The sequence below is a fragment of the Clostridium weizhouense genome (assembly GCF_019431045.1).
Lineage (GTDB): Bacteria > Bacillota > Clostridia > Clostridiales > Clostridiaceae > Clostridium > Clostridium weizhouense.
On the sequence record NZ_JAHXPT010000009.1, the window covers coordinates 99,422 to 119,271 of the forward strand.

A 19,850-nucleotide genomic window follows, 5' to 3' on the forward strand; every position below is an offset into this window, starting at 1 on the left:
GGTATAACAGAACTATAGTTATCATATTTAAATATTTTTATAATATTATAATAAATACCATAATAAAGTATAGAAAAATGGAGAAAAAATCAAAAAATAGTTAGATGCTATATAATTTACTTTTTTTTTAGTATATGTTAGAATTATGATGGTTTTAGAATATTACATAAACAAGGTTTTGACGAATTTTGTAGTAATATTATCAAATTAAATTTAAAAGGAAATGGAGGGAAAGAAAAGCTTGAATATTAATAAAAAGATAATGTCATTTTTTCTTGCTCTAGCTATAATATTTTCAATAGTTCCAGCAACAGATGTACAAGCTGATGCTAATGGAAATGCTGTTTTTGCTGATATTAATATAATATCAAATACAAAATTAACAGCGGAGCAAGCTAAAAAATGGGCTAAATCAAAAGGTGCTACTACTACTTTTATAGATTTAGCAGAAGTTTATTGGGAATATGCGGAGTTACATGGGGGTGTAAATCCAGGAATTGCATATGTCCAATCAGCTAAAGAAACCGGATATGGGAAGTTCGGTGGAGTATTAGATGATACTTATCATAACCCTTGTGGAATGAAAACTTCAGCTGGGGGTGGAGATACAGATCCTAATGCTCATATGAAATTTGATTCATGGGATGAAGGTGTACAAGCTCATTTAGATCATCTTGCTTTATATGCAGGTGCTAAGGAATATCCAAGACAAGATACTTATGATCCAAGACATTTTGTAAGTATAAAAGGCAAGGCTAGTACAGTAAATTCGTTAGGTGGAAAATGGGCTCCAAGTAGTACATATGGTGAAGAAGTCAATAAATTATATAATGATATGTTAGCTTATTCAGGACTTGAAAGTAAATATGAAGAAGTGAGTAAGCCATCAAATCCAGGACCTGCACCAAGTGTTCCAGATGCAACTGTACCAATAGAAAATTCAAATAATAATACTGCGAATATCACATCATCAATTGGATGGAAATATGAAGGTGGTTATTGGTATTATTATAGATCAGATGGAAGTAAAGCAACAGGTTGGATAAAGCCAGATTCTAATTGGTACTATTTATATTCAAATGGAGCTATGGCAACAGGATGGCTAAAATCAGGAAGTTCATGGTACTATTTTCAATCTTTTGGAGGAATGAAACTAGGCTGGCTTAAAGATGGAGCTACTTGGTATTTTCTTCAAGGTGATGGAAGTATGGTAAATGGATTTAAACTAATTGATAGTAAAAAATACTTCTTTGATGTTAGTGGTGCTATGAGAGTCGGTTGGTTTGAAATCAGTGGAAACTGGCATTACTTTAATACTGATGGAAGTATGCTTACAGGTTGGATAAGGCCAGATTCTAATTGGTACTATTTATATTCAAATGGAACTATGTCAACCGGTTGGGTTAAACTGAGTGACAAATGGTACTATTTCAATAGTAATGGTTCAATGGCAACAGGTTGGGTTACAACAGGACAGTATACTTATTATTTATATCCTTCTTCAGGAGAAATGGCTAAAGCAACTGTTATAAATGGTTGGGAAATAGGTCCTGATGGTTCAAGAGGAAAGAGAGTAAGTGGTGGATCTTCAAGATTAATAGTTATAGACCCAGGTCATAACTTTGGTGGAGATGACGGAGCATATGCTACACATAATAGAGTAACTTATTCTGAAAGAGATTTAAATATGCAACTTGCAGTTAAGCTTAAGGCAAAACTTGAAGCTAGAGGATATGAAGTAATGATGACTAGAAATGAAACTGATAGAGAAACTTTAAGTGTAACTCAAAGTCTTACTAAGAGAGTTGATATGGCTAATAACTTTAATGCAGACTTCTTTGTAAGTTTACATCATAATTCAGCTGATGCAGTTGCAGCAACGGGTGTAGAAACTTACTATAGTTCAAAACCACAAGATTCTGAATTTGGTGGAGCATTTAGTGATTATAAACTTTCAGTAAGTAAGAAAATGGCAACAAATATTACAAACAGTATTGTAAATAATACTGGTGCTGTAAATAGAGGGGCCAAAGATGGAAATTTATTTGTATGTAGAAATACAAAAATGCCAGCAGTATTAGTAGAGTCAGGATTCATAACTAATCCAGAAGAAGCAGCAAATTGTGCAGATTCAAGTTATCAAAATAAAATAACAGATGGAATTGCAGATTCTATAGCAAATGCAATTTAGAACAAATTAGTAGTGATAATTGTTTCACAGAACTAAGAAAATTTCACTGGATGTTTCTAAATGAAAAGTTGCACCCATTCCTACTTGTTCCAAAGGTAAAACTTTGGACAAGTAATTAATGGAACAACTTTTCATTGAGAACATCAACAGTTTATTTTCAAATGTCTGATGCACCAATATCACTACTATTTTTATTTAGAATTTCTAAAAAAGTAAATACAAGTTCTCTGATTTTAAAATTCATTCCAAAATTTATTAGAAAATTTAGCACATATATTTTTTAATGATTCTGCAACTAAAAATGTTCGGATACTTTCATCATAAGTTATACCATCTTTGATTTCTAAAAAATTCTTTATTTTATCAGGTGAAAGATGGGCAAGTTTTTCAATAGAACTAGTTGAAAACTTATAGTTTATAATTAAATCATTTAGAATTTTAACAACTCCAGACATATTTAAATCTTCTGCTGTATAAGATTCTTTAAAAGGCATCAATTAATATCACTCCTTATATATATGAATAAAGTATATATAATAATGTGAAAAATGTAAAATATTTTCTTGAATTTATATATTAAAAATTTAAGAATGAAGAAACATTAGATTATATTAAAAAACGGTTTTATTTTAGTACTTAAATTGGATATATAGTTTGTATTATGTAATATATAAAAAGTAAATAATTTTTTAAGATTTTTATTATATAGAGTTGAAATGTTAGTTATATGAAAAATTATAAATCGCTTTGGCGATTTTTTTAATTCTATAAGAAATTATAACTTAGTCAAATTTATGGATAGCTTAGATTATATTGTTGAATTGACATTGACAATGTAGCATGAAATCATCATGTGATTTTTAAAATATATACTTTTAACCGTAATTGTCCATTATCAATTAAAACATGATGTAGACATTTTATTTATTTTGAAGATTTATTTATTATATCTAAATAATAAGAAATATGGTTAATAGAAATAACTTGTGTTATGTTTTACAATGATGACAAATTTTTATAATAAGTATAAAGATAACAAAATTTTCAACGAAAAGTAAAGTGAATAAAAAATATTATAAAAGTTAGTAGTATTTTGTATATATTATGATTATATAATTTCTAAAATAACCGACATATTTCCTGAGAAATAGTATGTAAACCAAAAATGTTATTATTTACTACAAATATTAGGCGAATATTTGATATAGATAGGTTATTTGTATAAGAAAAATATGATAATATATAAATATATTGATAAATTGGGAAGAAATATTATTAGGAGGAGAAACATGGGGAAGAAGATTAGTAAAAAGAGAATTATATCATTATTTTTAGCATTCACTTGTATATTTTCACTTTTACCAACACCATTTGGTGGATATGGTGAACAAGCTAATGCAGCAACAACACCAACCTTAGATATATCAGGTGCAGATTATGCTTTAACTGTAACAGGAACAGCACTTGAAGGTAATACTGCAGACACAGATGGGGTTAAGGTAGATAACACAAAAACAGTTTATACAACACGAGGAAGGTTTAAAGATTTTCAAATAGATCTTCCAACATATAAAGAACAAAGTGTAGAAAAGGAATCAGAAGAAAAAAATAATACTAAAATTGAAAAAGAAATAACAACTACAATTAAAAGAACAATAGAAATTCAAACTATCAATAGAATGACTCCAGATGAATTTAATACTTTAGGATGTACTATTGAACCTACACAAACTAAATTAAGTAATGGTACAGTTAAAAATGGAGTAACAATTAAAGAACTTCCTTTAGGAAGTAATGAAGTGGTTTATAAAGTAAAAGAAACTAAAGATGTAAGCGTAAAAGAGACAGTATATGACATTAACATTGACGACAAGGGGAACAAAACTTATATACAAAAAAGTGAAGGAACCACTCCACTACCACAAGAAGTTTTAAATAGTAAAGATGCTACAATAACAATGGAACATGCTTCAGAGTATGCACAAGGAAAAATTAGAAAAATAAACTTTTCTAGCTATGTAGGATCTAAAGATATTTATAAATTAAACAAAGATGAAGATAAAAATAAAGTTCCGTTCTTATATAAGAAAGAACTTATAACAACTGAAACTGAAAGCTTTTTTACTTACGAACATGTTGTAAATGACCAAATTAATAGTTTAGACTATGAAATAAGTTTTGAAGAATCATTTAACTTAGATGGTGCAGTAGTTTGGATGGATGGTGCTAAAGATAGCGACATACAGAGTAATGGAAATAAGTTAACAGGATTTTTAACTAAGACAGATTCGAAAATTTTGGTAATTAGTATACCTAATGATAAAGGTCTTGGAAAAAATTATGCTATTAAATTAAAGTTTAAAGATGAAAATAGTAAAGAAGATTATACTCTTAGAAAAGTAGATATAGAAAGTAAATATAATAATGATGAAATTTTAGCTGCTCAAACAAATTATATTGGAAAAGAGTTTTATGATATAACTGAAAAAGGTGATTCAAAAAGATTTACTGGGAAAATACATTTGGATAAGCGTGCAGGAAAGGTTAGGATAGCACCAACTTTTGGAGCACAAAGTGGTTTTGTGGTAAAGGCAAGTAATCATTATATTGATGAATATGGTAAGGTTCAGATAAAACAACAGGATTTTGATAAATATGTTTCGTTTACAGATAGTACAAGCACCAAACCAAATGCAAATGTAATTTATTTAGATGTTTATCAAGGATCAGATAGTTCGGATCAATTAGGTGCTCTTATAGCAACATATGAATTGGAAGTTGTATTTAATGGAGAATCGTCTGTATTTAACTTCAATTTTGGTAATGCTACATTGAAAGAAGCTAATGGAGGAACACAAGCAATATCATTTAATTCTTCTATTCATAAATATGATTTTTATGTTAACAATCCTACAAGTAAAGTAAATATAAATTTTGAGACTAGCTTAAATCTTGCAGTAGCACAGGTTAAAGTTAATGGTAATGAGTATTCTATCCAAAAGGGTGGTAATTTAGATTTAGATTTAAGTAAATCAGGTGGAACTCAAATGACAATAATACCATATAAAGATGGTAGACCAGCATCAGAAAAATATATATTTAATATTCAAGGAGAAGGAGATGATGGAGGAGATCCAGAAACTCCAAGTGAACAAAATGCATATTTAGGGTCTTTAAATTTTAGTACAGGAGATTTAAAACAAGAAAATGGAAATATAGGTTTTACAAGAGAAACTTTAAATTATGATTTAATAGTTAAAACTGGTGTTAGCAAGTTAGATGTTACTGCAATAGTAGATGAGCCAGGTGCTAGAATTTCTGAAACTAAGATTATGGAAACAGGAGATACATATGATTTGGTTTCAGGAACAAAACATGAAATTTCATTACAAGAAGTAGGGCAAACAACTTTACAGATAACTGTTACTGCAAAGAATGGTAAAGATAAAAAAATGTACACTATTACTATTAAAGCTGATGAAAGAAGTAATAATGCTAAGCTAAAAAATGTTGAACTTAATACTGGAGATTATACTTTTAAACCAGATAATTCTTCATGTAAAGTTCGTGTAGATCAGGATGTTAGAAGTATTAAAGTTAAACCAATTCCAGAAGACGAAAATTATTCAAAGATTACTGTAGATGGAAATAAATTTTCTGGGACTCCTATATCTGTTAGTTTAAAAGGACAATGGAAAACAGAGATTGATATAGATATTACTGCAGAAGATGGAACTACAACTAAGACTTATACTTTAAAAATTTATAGAACAAATGATGATATTGATGACATAAAAGATCCAGATGATGATGACGACGACGATGATGATGACGATAATAGCAATAAAAATGATGCATATTATGATGAAAGTAATAAAATATGGATTGATTTAAGTAAATATGAAGAATGGGCAAAAGTAAATGGAAAATATGTTTATTTTGATAAGAGAGGTAGACAAGTTAAAGATGCTTGGGTAAAAGTTGATGCTTCTTGGTATTTTGTTAATAAATCAGGATATAGATTAACTGGTTGGAAGCAAGAAACAGATGGAAAATGGTACTATTTAAATGATAATGGAAAAATGGTAACAGGATGGTTTTATGATAAAGAATCAGGAAAACAACATTACTTTAATCCAAATGGAACTATGAAAACAGGGTGGTTATCATTAGGTGGATATTGGTACTATTTTGATGCAACAGGTAAATTATTAAAGAATGAGAATGCATATATAGATGGAAGATGGTATTCATTTTCTAACTATGGAACAATGTATCAATAATATCAATATAAATTAAAAATATAAAAATGTAGAGTAAAATAGTATGTATTTAAACAAATAGTTAAAATACATACTATTTTTTTATTTAATATATATTTATTATAAAATTTATACAAAAATATTTCCTATGTTGGTATAATATATTAATGATAATGATTTTCATTAATATATATTCTGATTAAGTTATTACATTTATAATCTTTATTGGAACTTATATTATAAGGTTGTTTATAAGATATATAAGTAAATAGCTTAGTTTAAGCATGTTAAGGGGGACATAAAAATATGTATAACAAACTATACCAAAGAATAAAGAATGATTCGATAAATTTAAAAATTAAAAAATTATTATTAGTACTTATTTTTTTAATATCCATTGTAATGATTATAACAATAGGAACATTATATACTCTATCATATAGAACAAATTCATTATATAATGGACCATATAAACTTTCAGATACTATATCTAATATGAGAATTAGTTTACAAAAAATTGATAAAAATATTTATAAAATCATATCAGAAGTAGATAATGATAAAGATGAAACTTTAGTAAAAAATATAGATGAAGAAATAAAGATATTAAATACTAATTTAGAAATTCTTAAAACTGAATTTAAAGGAGATAAAAAATTAATAGATAATCTTGAAAAAACTTTAGAAGAATTATCTGGTAGTAGAAAAGAAATTAAAGACTTAATTATTAGAGGCGATAAAATTTTAGCAGTAGAAAAAATTGAAAATGGATATTCTAATAAAGCAGAAGATACTGTAAATAAAATAGTTACTATATATAAAGACTCTCAAATAAGAGCTTCTAGTTTTGTACATAAAGTTAATATATATAAATATATTATGATTGGAATTATTTTTATTTTTATGTTACTTATAATAATGACTACAATTGTTATAAGTAAAATTTTAACAGATGTATTTATTAAAGGAATTAATAATATAAAAGAGATATCAGAAGAGCTTTTATATGGAAATTTAAAAGTAGAAAATCAATATGAATCTCAAGATGAAATGGGAGAAATGGCAACTAATTTAATTGAAGCAATTAGAATGATAGATTCATATATAGATGATATTACAAGTGTTTTAGAAGAATTATCGGTTGGGAATTTAAATATAAAGTTAAATAAAGATGTTGATTATAAATGTGATTTTATTCCTATACAAGAAGCACTTGAAACTATTATTGAAACATTAAATAATGATTTTATTTCTATAAGAAAAGCTGTTGATTTAACTGCGCATAAATCAGATGAAATATCTTTAACAACTAAAAAGCTTTCCGATGGAGCTCAAAATCAATCTGAAATAATTGAAGAGTTATTATCAAGTTTTAATGAAATATTAAGTAAGGTTAAGGTGAATTCTGAGCATGCAGAGAAGGCAAATAGTGTTTCAGAGAATACTAAGAATATTGTTACAGATGGAAATGATAAAATGGAAGAATTGATGAATTCAATGAATGATATAGCTAAATCATCTAAGAAGATAGGTGAAATTATAAATACTATAGAAAGCATTGCTTCACAAACAAATCTTTTAGCTTTAAATGCAGCTATTGAAGCAGCAAGGGCAGGAGAGGCTGGAAAAGGTTTTGCTGTAGTTGCAGAAGAAGTTAGACATTTAGCAGAGCAATCTTCAGAAGCTGTTAAGAATACTACTACGCTTATAGAAAATTCTTTATTCACAGTAAAAAAAGGTGAGAATTTAGCAAAAGAAACAGAACATGTATTGCAACAAATAGTAAAAAATGTGGATGATACTAATTCATTGGTAAATGAAATATTTATAGGTTCACAAGATCAGACAGAATCTATAACTCAAATGACTTCTGCTGTTGATGAAATAGCAAAAGTTGTACAAGTTAATACTGAAAAAACTGAGGAAACAGCTTTATCTACAAATGATTTAGCTCATCAGGCATATGTTATAAGTGAAAGAATGTCTTTATATAAATTGACTGAATAAAATAATAATTAAAAAGTGCTAATCATCAACTTAATATGAATAAATGTAGTATGTATAAGTTTCAATAAAATTTGTTCACTAATATAACTCTTAAAATATTTATAAATTATATTAATGACAACTATAGTGAGAAACTTATATAGAAAATTTATGATATATATACTTCTAAATAGATATTATTAATTAAAAATATAATTTTTATAAAAATTATATAAAAGATTTTAAATGTGACAACTTAAATTAGAATATATATATTGATAATTAACACTAAAGTATAAATATAAAAGTTTAGAAGTTTGAAGATCTTATTCTACTAAATAAATATAAGTCTTCTTTCTTCCAAATTTTTTTACTTGTTGATGGTTTGGAAGCCATACATCTATTACGTAAGTTCCATCTTTTTTTATCTTAATTGCACCACCTCTATCTTCTACGTTAAACATACAGTCTGATTTATAAGACTTTAATTCAGGAATGTAAAGTTTACTTCCTAGAGGAATATTTTTAGGAGCGGCAACAACTCCGATTCTAGTTTTTGTTTGCATTGCAGTTTTTGATCCCCATGACTCTGAACATGAACTACAGTTACAATATGCTGTAAGTTCAGCTTTTATAGCTTTATTTAAATTACCACCACGACTGATTTCCGCTCTATTTTTAGCAGATGTAGTAGATGCAGATGATTCATAAACTTGATACGGTGGCTTTTCATCATATTCTATAACATAATTCTTATTAACATAACCTTCTACATCATCATGTTTTATGTTATACCAATCACCTTCCAGTTTTAATATGTCAAATGTCATACCTTTATATAAACCATAATATACCTCACTATTTATATCAGCTTCTTTTCTAATAGATAAACTAGAATCTATATTTATGACTTGTCCATATTTTTTTGGTTGGTGTTGACTAGAGTTATTTACCTCCGAGACTCCACTTGATAGCATTTGTATTTCTGAATCAGAAATTTTTTCTTCATTGGTTGAGTCTGAATTTTCTATTATTTGCGTATCATATTGAATTTCGTTTTGAACCACTGGTTTTCCTACTAATGTTGATGAACATATAATATATAGTCCACACATACATTTTGCTAATTTCGACAACCAATCACTCCTTTCTATTGAAATCACTTCCAGTATTGAAAAGGAAATGTATCTGATTATTTTCATGATAGATAGCATTATTAAAATTTTTACTATTATGTTATGCTATCTTTTTGATTGGTAATTAATAACAATTAGATATTATTAATGTTTATTAAGTTTGTTTTAAAAATATACTTTTAAAATTTAATAATATACTTTTTGCAATTATTTTTAGCTGATTATTAATAAGTTTAATCAGCTAAAATTTAGACCTTTGATTATATTATATAAAGCAACGACTTTGAAACCGGTTCCGCTTTATTAACCAGTTGATAATAAAAGTATTATATACTTACTTAGATACTTAGAAAATTCATAATTATTTTTATTAATATATGTTATTGTCTAGCATAAAAAGTATACACTTTTTAATACTACAATAAACGACAAAAATATAATAATAAAATAAGGTCTGTTGCACAATGTTTTTAATTATAACAAATTTTAAAAGAATTTAAAACCCCTTATTAGTAATAAATATGTAAAATAATGTTCTAATTTGTTGTTAATTAAGGATTTACAAGTAAAATTAAAAAGATAAATATTTTAAATTTAAGCATATAAAAATAAAAAAGTATATAAGTTTCGATAAAGTTTGTCTTTTAATATAAATATTAGAATATTTATAAATAGTATAATTTTTTTTATAAAAATAGTATGAAAAATTATAAATGTAATAACTTAGAAATATAGATTTGTTATTTTTGATTATGCCTCAATTAGAACAGATATATTTAATTTACTAATTATATAAATTTAAGCTATTATTAGAATATAATAATTTTATTGGATAAATTTATTATATATATTATAATGAACTTATTGAGAACTTATTTTTTAAAATAGTACTAAAGAATTAGGGGGGAGAGAATATATGGTTGAGGTAAAGTATAAAAATACAGTAGAACAATGGGTGGAGTTTAATATTTATAAAGTAAACAATTCTATTGAAAATGAGAAGTCTGTTAAAATCAGAAGAACATTAGCATTAGGGATAGGTCTGCTTATAGGAGTTTTATATTGTATATTAGCATTGCAGGATTATATAAAAGGAAATAGTCCTATTTTTTCGATTATACTTGGAATTATTTTTGCTGGTTTAGGTATTTTTGGATATTATCATTTGCCAGCATATTGGGATAGAAGAGCTAAAAAATTATTAAAAGAAAGTTTTGAAAAAAATGAACGAGAGTTAGGAAGAAATATAACAGTAACATTAGAAAATGAAAAGTTAATGATTTATAAAAATAAAAGCAAAAAAGAAATTTTATTAGATTCAGTAGTAAACGTTATTATTTCAGCGGAATTTTTGGGGATTATTTTAAGCAATGATAGAGATATTATAATTCCACTTCAGGCATTTACAAGTCAAGAAGATAGGGTTAAATTTGAGAAATTTATTAAAAAATGTTGTGAAAATAATAAGAGGGAAAAAGAGTTAATGAAAGAAAATATCATAAAAGAAAAAGAGGTAGTGGAAAATTAAATTCTAATGTAAGTATACTCTAATATTAAAATATCGATATTTTAATATTTTAATATTTTAATATTTTAATATTTAAAATGATTATAGGATTATCCTAAATACATAAATATGTATTTAGGATAATCTTTTTTGTAAATTTAAACCAAAAAATGAACATATGTATTTACATTTAAGATACAATATAATATAATTTAAACAATGAGTTCAATTTATGAACAAAGAGTATAGGCAATTAGATGAAAGGGAGAGTATTATGTTAGAAGATAGACTGGAAATATTAAAGATTTTAAATGATAATTTTAATATTAATCAAAGAGAGTTATCAAAAAGGACAAATATATCTTTAGGTAAGGTAAATACAATATTAAAGGAATTTACACTTGATGGAACAATAGAAAGAATCATTAATAATAGGGGGATTTTATATAGAGTAACTGATAAGGGGATAAAAACTCTAGAAGAAAATCTTGCTTCTGCTAAAAATACAAGATTAAAGCTTCATGAAGAAGAACACAAAATTGTTAAAGAAGCTGTTATACTTGCAGCAGGTAGAGCAAAAGACTTTGGAAAGCCAGTTGGTATGCTTGAAATTGAGGATAGCAAATTAATTGACAGAACTTTAAATATACTTAAGGAAAACGGAATAAATAAGATTACTATAATAACAGGATATGAAAGTGGTTATTTTGAAGAATATTTTGCATCTAATAAAAACATAAATCTAGTTAAGAATGAAAAGTATAAGTGGACAGGGACAATGTTTTCATTAGCATTAGCAAAAGAGTATGTTGAAGATGATTTTCTTCTTATTGAAAATGACTTGATTTTTGAAGCAAGAGCTATTAAGGAATTAGTTGAAAGCAATAAACGTGATTGCATACTTTTAACTAATGAAAGCGGTTCTGGAGATGAGGCTTTTGTTGAAATAAGAGATAATCATTTATTTAAGATGTCTAAAGATATTCATCAATTCAATAAAATTGATGGTGAGATGATTGGAATAACTAAAATATCTTATAAATTATATCAAATGATGTTAGAAGAATTTAAAGATAATATAAATCCATATTTAAATTATGAATATGTTTTACTTGATGTGGCTAGAGATTATAAAATAGGATTTGTTAAGATTGATGATCTTGCTTGGGGAGATGCAGATACTAAGAAAGAATATGAAAATATAGTAAATCATCTTTATCCAAGTATAAGAAGAAGAGAAATTAATTATGAAATAAATAATATAAAGAATATAATTAGAGAAGCTATGAAAGTTTCAGAAGAAGATATAACTGAAGCTTTACCAGCTGGTGGAATGACTAATAAAAACTATAGAGTATGTGTTAAAGGAAAAAGATATATTTTAAGAGTTGCAGGAACTGGAACAGAAGAAATGATAAGCAGAAAAAATGAGATGTTTAATTCATCAATTGCTTCTGAAAGAGGATATAATGTTGAGATTCCTTATTTTAATGTTGAAACTGGAGTTAAGATGTCAAGATTTATAGAGAATGCAGAAACATTAACTCCTAGAAGTGTTAAAAAAGAAGAAAACTTAAAACAAGTAACAGATATATTAAGAAGGTTGCATGAAGATAAAGAATTTCCAATGAATAATGAGTTTAATGTCTTTAGAGAACTTGAAAAATATGAAGAGATATTAAAATCAGGCAATGGAGAATTTTTTGATGACTATGAAGAAGTAAGAAAAGAATTTATGGCATTAGAGCAAGTATTAATGAATTCAGAAAGAGTATTTGTTCCATCACATAATGATTTAGTTTCAGAAAATCTAGTTAAAGATACAGAAGGAAGAATTTATTTAATTGACTGGGAGTATAGTGGGATTAATGATGATATGTGGGATTTAGCAGCATTATCTTTAGAAAATAGTTTCTCAGAAGATGATATAGAGCTTATGTTTAGACTTTACTTTAATGGAGAACCTGATGAAAATTCAAGAAAGAGATTACTTATTCATCAAATAAGCCAAGATATTTTATGGGCAGTTTGGACATTAATAAAAGAAAATGAAGGCGACGATTTCGGAACATATGGAATAGACAGATACAATAGAGGAAAAGAAAACCTAAAAAGACTATCAAGAGAGTTTTAAAAAATATTGATATTATAGTATAAAAAAATATATGAACTAGACTATGTTTTAATTATGATAGTTTAATATTGTAATATAAGAGCGAACTGGTATTGGAATTTGTTTTCTATAATCTCCTAATGAAGATTTGTACAATTAATTGCTTGTCAGCAATCTTTGATTGGGAGCATGCATTAATTGGACTAATCTTTATTTTTGGAGTTATTAAAACAAATTCCTCTGTTCATGAGCTTTAATTACAATATTAAACTTAGGTTAAAACATAGTGAAAAACTACGGATTAGAGGAGAGTAGGAAACATGAGAGCAATTTTAGTTGCCGCTGGTATGGGTACTAGACTTAGACCCCTTACAAATACAACACCAAAGTCATTAATTGAGGTTAATGGAGTGTCTTTACTTGAAAGACAAATTATCAATTTAAGAGAAATAGGGATAGAAGAGATAATAGTTTTAACTGGATATTTAGATGAAAAGTTTGATGATTTGGTTGAAAAATACAATCTTATTAAAGTTTATAATGATAAGTTTGATGTTTATAATAATATTTATACAATGTATTTGGCAAGAGAATATCTTCATGATGTTTTTGTTATTGATGCAGATAATTATATAAATAGGAATTTCTTGCCCAAAAGTAGACCTGAACATTCAGAGTACTATTCAGCGTGTAAAGAAAGCATTACTGGCGAATGGATTTTAAGACATGATGAAAATAATAGAGTATTCAAAGTTGATATAGGTGCCGAGGGGGATAAGCCATCATATATAATGTCAGGTGCATCTTATTGGAGTGAAAAGGATGGAAAATTTATAGCAGAAAAAATAGCTAAAAAGGTAGAAAAAGAAGAATTTGAAAATTTATATTGGGATGATATAGTTGTAGAAAATCTTGATAATTTAGATGTTCGTATAAATAAAATTAATTCAGATGATATATTTGAAATAGATTCACTTAAAGATTTAGAATATCTTAAGAAGAAACTTAAGGCAATTTAAAAAATAACAAGCTGATTTTCTCATAAAAACAACCACAGATTTAATTTTTAAAATTAAGTCGGTGGTTATTTTTATGGTTGATGATTTATAACATAAAATGAATTTGACAAGATTTTATGTTAGTGTAAAATATAGTAGAAGTAAAATAATCCATTTTAGGATTATGGGAGGATACATATATGGCTAAGTCAATGTCAAAAAATGCAATTTTTAAAGCTATACTAAATTTATTTAATATTATTTTGCCTATATTAGTAGGGCCTATATTAACAAGGGCGCTAGGACCAAATCTTTATGGATATATGGGATATGGTGAATCTTTGACTGCTTACTTTTTAATATTTGCAAGTTTTGGAATTTATCAATATGGATTAAGAGAAATAAGTAGAGTAAGAGATGATAAGAAGAAGTTAAAACAAACTTTTACTAGTTTATTTCTTTTTACAGTGGCGACAAATATAATTGTATCAACTGTATATATGATTTTTGTAGCAACTGTCTATAAGAATGAGCCATATTATTTTTATACATGTATGATTTTAGGATTTAACTTAGTATCTAATTTATTTTATGTAGAATGGGTTAATGAAGCATTAGAAAATTATGATTTCATAGCTATTAAGACAATGATTGTTAGAATAATATATTCTGTATTAATAGTTTTATTTGTTAGAAATGAACAAAACTTTTGGTTTTATTTATACATAGTTGTTTTCTTTAATTTTTTAAACAATATATTAAGTTTTATATATATAAAGAGGAGAATAAAATTCGATTTTAAAAATTTACATTTTAGAAGACATATAAAACCTATGTTTTTTGTGGTTATTTTATCAAATACAAATGTTTTATATACTCAACTTGATAAGATAATGATAGGAAATTATATAGGAGCAATAGATGTAGGATATTATTATACAGCTCAAAAAATAATGACAATAATAAACACACTTATGTTAACAGTAATTCAAGTAACGATGCCAAGACTTTCTAATTATTTAGGGAATGATTCTAAAGAGGAGTATATGGTTTTACTTAAAAGAATAATAAAAATATATTTTATGTTCTTGTTCCCAGCATCATTAGGATTATTATGTTTATCAAAAGAGATAATATTAATTTATGGTGGAGCGAAATTTATAGAGGCAGTTCCTGTGATGATAGTATTTTCTATTTATATGCTCACTATTGGAGTAGAAGGAATAATAGCAAATCAAATGATTTATCTTCATGGAAAAGAAAAAGATGATGTTATATTAATATTAATTGGAGGAATATTAAATTTAATATTTAACATAGCATTATTGCTTACAGGAAAATTTAATGCTACAACTGCTATGGAAACTACACTTATAGCAAATTTAATTGTTATAGTGCTTGAATATAGATTAGTAAAGAAAGTATTAAAGTTAGATATTAATTTATTTAGTTTTCAAAACATAAAATATTTTTATTATTCATTGTTATTTATTCCAATAACATTTTTAGTTAAATACTTTGTAAATAGTACATTATTAGTTACTTTATCAGTAGTATTTTTATGTGGGATAGCTTATGTTGGAATTTTAGCTATTACTAAGGATAAGGTGTTTTTTGAATTGTTTAATACATTTTTAGTAAAATTGAAGTTGAAAAGATAATGTAATAAATTACATGGATTTTTTATTTTTTTAATTTTGCCTAAAGGCTATGACAGAGTAATTTCTTAGGACTTTAAAATATAAATGTTATGTTAAAAGAAGGTTTAAAGCTATATCAATGTAATAAGTTGGTATAGTTTTTTTTATAAAGTTATTATAGTAATAATTCGATAAATAATTATTGAAAATAGAATGTTTATTATAAAGAAATATATAGTTATTTAAATGATCTTTTTAAAGATAAGCATAAATTAAATTCAAAATTTGATTAAAGAAATCATATTATAACGTATATATTAAATTTAAAATAAAAGTATAGTATAGTATAATATTATTCATATATTAAGCACGTTTTAATTTATTATTTCTATGTGCATTAGGAGATGTGGAAACTTATGGAGTTATTTATTAAGAATAGAAAAGAGATAGTAAGAGCTTTACCTTTTGAGAAGGTAAAAGAAGCTTTTGAAAAGATGAATATTAATGAAGAAAAAAGAAAAGAAAAGTATGTTATAATTGCTCAAAAAGATAAGATGATTAAAGAATTAGAAGATTTAAAAACTATAAGCACTATGATTGGGGCAGCAAGAACATTAAGAAAAATGGCTGATGTAGAAAGTGAAATAAAAGGATTAGAGTCTGCACTTAGAAATATAGAATTATATGAAAATAGAGATTTAAAAGAAGAAATTAAAAATGCTACAAATAATCCTACAGCAATAAATGTCTTATCAGCATATCAATTAAGTTGTGAATCATATGAGGAATTTAGATTTGAAATAAATGAGATATTAAATGAAAGAGAAGTAATTGCTTCTAATAATATAAATCAAGAATTTTTAGATAATCTCCAAACATTAACAGATATACAACAATTATTAATTAAGATGTTTATAAACGGTAATAAACTTTATAAAGTATCTGAAGAATTAGAAAATATAAAAATTATGATGAAAAAATCTTTAATAAAGTCATAGTATAATTATAAATTAGATTATATTTTTAAATTAAGAATGAACCCTGGACAATTGACAATGTAGGATGAAATCACTGTGTAATTTTTTAAAATATATACTTTCAATTATAATTTTGCATTGTCAATTGTCAATTGAAACATGGCATAGCGACTTTTATTCTATAAAGAAATCTATGAATAATTATATTAAAATATAATTATTTTACTAATTTTATAAATTATAGGAATAATATGGAATTGATTTACATAATATATTAATAGGTAACTTTTTGAATGCGTCTAAAAAGAGGGGGACTATTGATATGTTAGGAAGAAGTATAAAAAGAGGTTTAGTATCATTTATTACAATTACATCTTTGAGTATGCTTGTAAATATAAATTTAAATTATAATACTTTGTATGCAATAGCGGCAGAATGTACTGACCCAATTTATAACTTAAATATTCAAACTGGAGAAAAGCTAATGAAGTTTTCAATGAAGGATAATGTGTATAAAGCAATTGTGAACAACAATACAGGTAGAGTTATGATTTTATATGATCATAGTGATAAATTTGAAAGTAATGATTTAGAGATAGTTATAGATGAAGCTAAAGATCAGATAAATAATTTAAAATGTAGTAAATATATTGTAGACACAAATAGTCCTGTTATAATGATTGAGAATCTAAAAATTGGACTTAACACTATAAGAATAAAATATAAACCAACAGGTAAAGAATTATATAAAATATATATAGAATATGATAAAAATTTTAATGATAATAAAGTGGGTTGGTTAGAAGAGTTTGGTCAGAGATATTATATAGATCCTTATACACGAAATAAGAGGATTGGTTGGGTTAAGGATAATGGAAAGTGGTACTATTTAAGTTCTACAGGAATAATGCAAACTGGTTGGGTTTTAGATGGTGATGATTGGTATTATTTAAACTCATCGGGAGTACTACAAACAGGTTGGATACAAGATGATGATGGTAAATTCTATTATTTAAACTCTGATGGTTCATTAAAATCATAGACTATATTTTAAAATAGATTTGATATTTAGTATAAAACTTATAATCAGAGGAAGTTAAGTATGAAAATTTATTTAAATCACGTATAAAAAATTTATTTTATGTATATACTAATATATAAAGTTATATAAAAATAAACGACATAACATAATTACTAAATTGTAATTATATATAGATATAAAAATTAAATAAAGCAAACACATAATTTAAAGAATGAAGAGGTATTAAATTAAAAAATACCTCTTTTTTCTTTAAAGAATATACTTAACCTTTAGGTAGTTTAAAGGTAATGTTTATATATAATATAAAGTTAATAAATGGGAAAATATAGTTCTACATTTAAAGTTTGTTCATTAATATTATATAAAAGATTATAGCTATATTAACTTAATTAGAACATATATATTAAAATATTAGTGTATAAAAAATACAAAGTGGCTGTCCATTGAGAAAGTTACTTTGTATTTTTTTATATATTATAATATTTTATTAAATAATTTTTAATTGAACATATTGTATTGAACAATGAACAATGATAATATAAAAATGTTCATAAAATGAACGGAATAAAATGGTATGTATTTTAATTAAATCCTATTTAAGTTAATAATAACTATAAATATAATTTTAGAATTTAATGAAACTAATTAATATATGCTAATTTTAAGGTGAAGTTTTAGTAAGATCAAAGACTTGTGTAATCAATTTATGTAAATTTAAAAGAATAATAAAAAGGGGAGATAAATATGAATAATAATTATAAGAAAGGTGTTATGTGTGCAATTAGCTCGGCTATATCTTGGGGAGCATATACAGTACTTATGGGAATTATACTAGCTATGACACCATTTGTTAAAACAGAACAAGCCTTAGTTTTAGCACCAATAATAACTGCATTTTTACATGACAGTTTTTCAGCTATATGGACATTTATATATCTTGGTTTTAGAAAACAACTTAAGAACTTTTTTAAAGCAGTTAAAACTAAAAGTGCTTTATGGGTGGTGCTTGGAGCACTTTTAGGAGGGCCAGTTGGAATGACAGGATATTTATTGTCTGTTAAATATATCGGACCATCTTATACAGCAATTATTTCATCATTATACCCAGCAGTTGGTGCTTTGCTTGCAACAGTTGTATTAAAAGAAAAAATTAATAAGAAAGCATGGATTGGATTAATAGTAGCAATTATTGGAGTATCAGTTTTAGGATATACATCAGTATCAACTTCAGTAAATCCAGTAGGCTTTTTATTCGCATTATTGTGCGTATTTGGATGGGGAAGTGAATGCGTTATATGTGCTTATGGAATGAAAGGTGATGAAGTTACATCAGAATTTGCACTTCAAATAAGACAATTTACATCAGCAGTAGTTTATGGATTGATTATAGTTCCAATAGTAGGTGGAATAGGATTAAGTTTTGATATACTAAGAAATAGTGTTATCTTTTGGATTGGTGGAACAGCACTTGTAGCAACAATATCATATTTATGTTACTATACAGCAATTTATAAAATAGGTCCAACAAGAGCAATGGGTTTAAATATAACTTATGTTGTATGGGCAATTATATTTGATAAAATATTCTTAGGTAGTGAAATAAGTTTATTAACAGTTCTAAGTAGTATACTTGTTATAGGCGGAGTTTATTTTGTAGCTAAAGAGCCAGAAATAGAAGTTGAATCTGAACCGAAACTTTTAGAAGTTAAATAGAAGAAAAATTTTTAAAATATATTTAAATGATAGACTATCTCAAATAGTGGTAATTTTTTGAGATAGTCTATTTTTGTTTTAGAAAATTAGGTATATGAAATTGTTGTTAATTTTTGATTATGCCTTATAAAGTTTATGAATTATCTATCGAGTATAGATAAGGTTACTAAAGAATAATTTATACTATATTGACATCAACTAATATCTTATGTAAATATAAAAATGCATAGTATTTTTATTATTAATTAAAAATAATTAATAATATATAAAGAAAGTTCAAGAATT

The 19,850-nt window shown here is 25.6% G+C and carries 12 protein-coding genes; 10 read left to right on the top strand and 2 right to left on the bottom strand.

Annotated features, from left to right (window positions below):
- The first annotated feature begins 241 nt into the window (after positions 1-241).
- Complete coding sequence (locus KYD98_RS11795) at positions 242-2,191, top strand: N-acetylmuramoyl-L-alanine amidase (protein ID WP_219780239.1); 1,950 nt, start codon at positions 242-244, stop codon at positions 2,189-2,191.
- 233 nt (positions 2,192-2,424) lie between these two features.
- On the opposite strand, the gene KYD98_RS11800 is transcribed toward KYD98_RS11795, so the two are convergent.
- Positions 2,425-2,688: a hypothetical protein gene (locus KYD98_RS11800; protein ID WP_219780240.1), complete on the bottom strand. Its 264-nt coding sequence runs from the start codon at positions 2,686-2,688 to the stop codon at positions 2,425-2,427.
- Between the two features lie 792 nt (positions 2,689-3,480).
- Between KYD98_RS11800 and KYD98_RS11805 the strand changes: the two genes are divergently transcribed.
- Both KYD98_RS11805 and KYD98_RS11810 read left to right on the top strand, forming a co-directional pair.
- Complete coding sequence (locus tag KYD98_RS11805) at positions 3,481-6,474, top strand: cadherin-like beta sandwich domain-containing protein (RefSeq protein WP_219780241.1); 2,994 nt, start codon at positions 3,481-3,483, stop codon at positions 6,472-6,474.
- A 285-nt stretch (positions 6,475-6,759) separates the two neighbouring features.
- On the top strand, positions 6,760-8,460 hold the full coding sequence (locus tag KYD98_RS11810) for a methyl-accepting chemotaxis protein (RefSeq protein WP_219780242.1): 1,701 nt from the start codon (positions 6,760-6,762) through the stop codon (positions 8,458-8,460).
- 305 nt (positions 8,461-8,765) lie between these two features.
- Here the strand turns inward: KYD98_RS11810 and KYD98_RS11815 are convergent, their stop codons facing one another.
- Entirely contained in the window at positions 8,766-9,653 is an 888-nt protein-coding gene (locus tag KYD98_RS11815) for an SH3 domain-containing protein (protein WP_373368736.1), read from the bottom strand.
- Positions 9,654-10,491: 838 nt separating this feature from the next.
- On the opposite strand from KYD98_RS11815, the gene KYD98_RS11820 reads away from it, so the two are divergent.
- From KYD98_RS11820 to KYD98_RS11850, 7 genes are all read left to right on the top strand, one after another.
- The gene (locus tag KYD98_RS11820) at positions 10,492-11,103 is read left to right on the top strand and encodes a YcxB family protein (RefSeq protein WP_219780243.1); all 612 of its coding nucleotides are present in this window, start codon (positions 10,492-10,494) and stop codon (positions 11,101-11,103) included.
- A 253-nt stretch (positions 11,104-11,356) separates the two neighbouring features.
- Complete coding sequence (locus KYD98_RS11825) at positions 11,357-13,216, top strand: NTP transferase domain-containing protein (RefSeq protein ID WP_219780244.1); 1,860 nt, start codon at positions 11,357-11,359, stop codon at positions 13,214-13,216.
- A 299-nt stretch (positions 13,217-13,515) separates the two neighbouring features.
- A complete protein-coding gene (locus tag KYD98_RS11830; RefSeq protein ID WP_219780245.1) occupies positions 13,516-14,214 on the top strand; it encodes a sugar phosphate nucleotidyltransferase in 699 nt (232 codons plus the stop codon).
- Between the two features lie 179 nt (positions 14,215-14,393).
- A complete protein-coding gene (locus KYD98_RS11835) occupies positions 14,394-15,854 on the top strand; it encodes a flippase (RefSeq protein WP_219780246.1) in 1,461 nt (486 codons plus the stop codon).
- A gap of 395 nt (positions 15,855-16,249) precedes the next feature.
- Positions 16,250-16,831, top strand: a complete 582-nt coding sequence (locus KYD98_RS11840) for a hypothetical protein (RefSeq protein WP_219780247.1) — start codon at positions 16,250-16,252, stop codon at positions 16,829-16,831.
- Between the two features lie 301 nt (positions 16,832-17,132).
- On the top strand, positions 17,133-17,852 hold the full coding sequence (locus KYD98_RS11845; RefSeq protein WP_219780309.1) for an N-acetylmuramoyl-L-alanine amidase family protein: 720 nt from the start codon (positions 17,133-17,135) through the stop codon (positions 17,850-17,852).
- A 744-nt stretch (positions 17,853-18,596) separates the two neighbouring features.
- Entirely contained in the window at positions 18,597-19,565 is a 969-nt protein-coding gene (locus tag KYD98_RS11850; protein ID WP_219780248.1) for a DMT family transporter, read from the top strand.
- The last annotated feature ends 285 nt before the right edge of the window (positions 19,566-19,850 follow it).

Bases quoted from the DNA above. Each gene is read 5' to 3' on its own strand.
- KYD98_RS11805 (WP_219780241.1), top strand. From the start codon at position 3,481: ATGGGGAAGAAGATTAGTAAAAAGAGAATTATATCATTATTTTTAGCA.
- KYD98_RS11810 (WP_219780242.1), top strand. From the start codon at position 6,760: ATGTATAACAAACTATACCAAAGAATAAAGAATGATTCGATAAATTTA.
- KYD98_RS11815 (WP_373368736.1), bottom strand. From the start codon at position 9,653: ATGCTATCTATCATGAAAATAATCAGATACATTTCCTTTTCAATACTG.
- KYD98_RS11820 (WP_219780243.1), top strand. From the start codon at position 10,492: ATGGTTGAGGTAAAGTATAAAAATACAGTAGAACAATGGGTGGAGTTT.
- KYD98_RS11825 (WP_219780244.1), top strand. From the start codon at position 11,357: ATGTTAGAAGATAGACTGGAAATATTAAAGATTTTAAATGATAATTTT.
- KYD98_RS11830 (WP_219780245.1), top strand. From the start codon at position 13,516: ATGAGAGCAATTTTAGTTGCCGCTGGTATGGGTACTAGACTTAGACCC.
- KYD98_RS11835 (WP_219780246.1), top strand. From the start codon at position 14,394: ATGGCTAAGTCAATGTCAAAAAATGCAATTTTTAAAGCTATACTAAAT.
- KYD98_RS11840 (WP_219780247.1), top strand. From the start codon at position 16,250: ATGGAGTTATTTATTAAGAATAGAAAAGAGATAGTAAGAGCTTTACCT.
- KYD98_RS11845 (WP_219780309.1), top strand. From the start codon at position 17,133: ATGTTAGGAAGAAGTATAAAAAGAGGTTTAGTATCATTTATTACAATT.
- KYD98_RS11850 (WP_219780248.1), top strand. From the start codon at position 18,597: ATGAATAATAATTATAAGAAAGGTGTTATGTGTGCAATTAGCTCGGCT.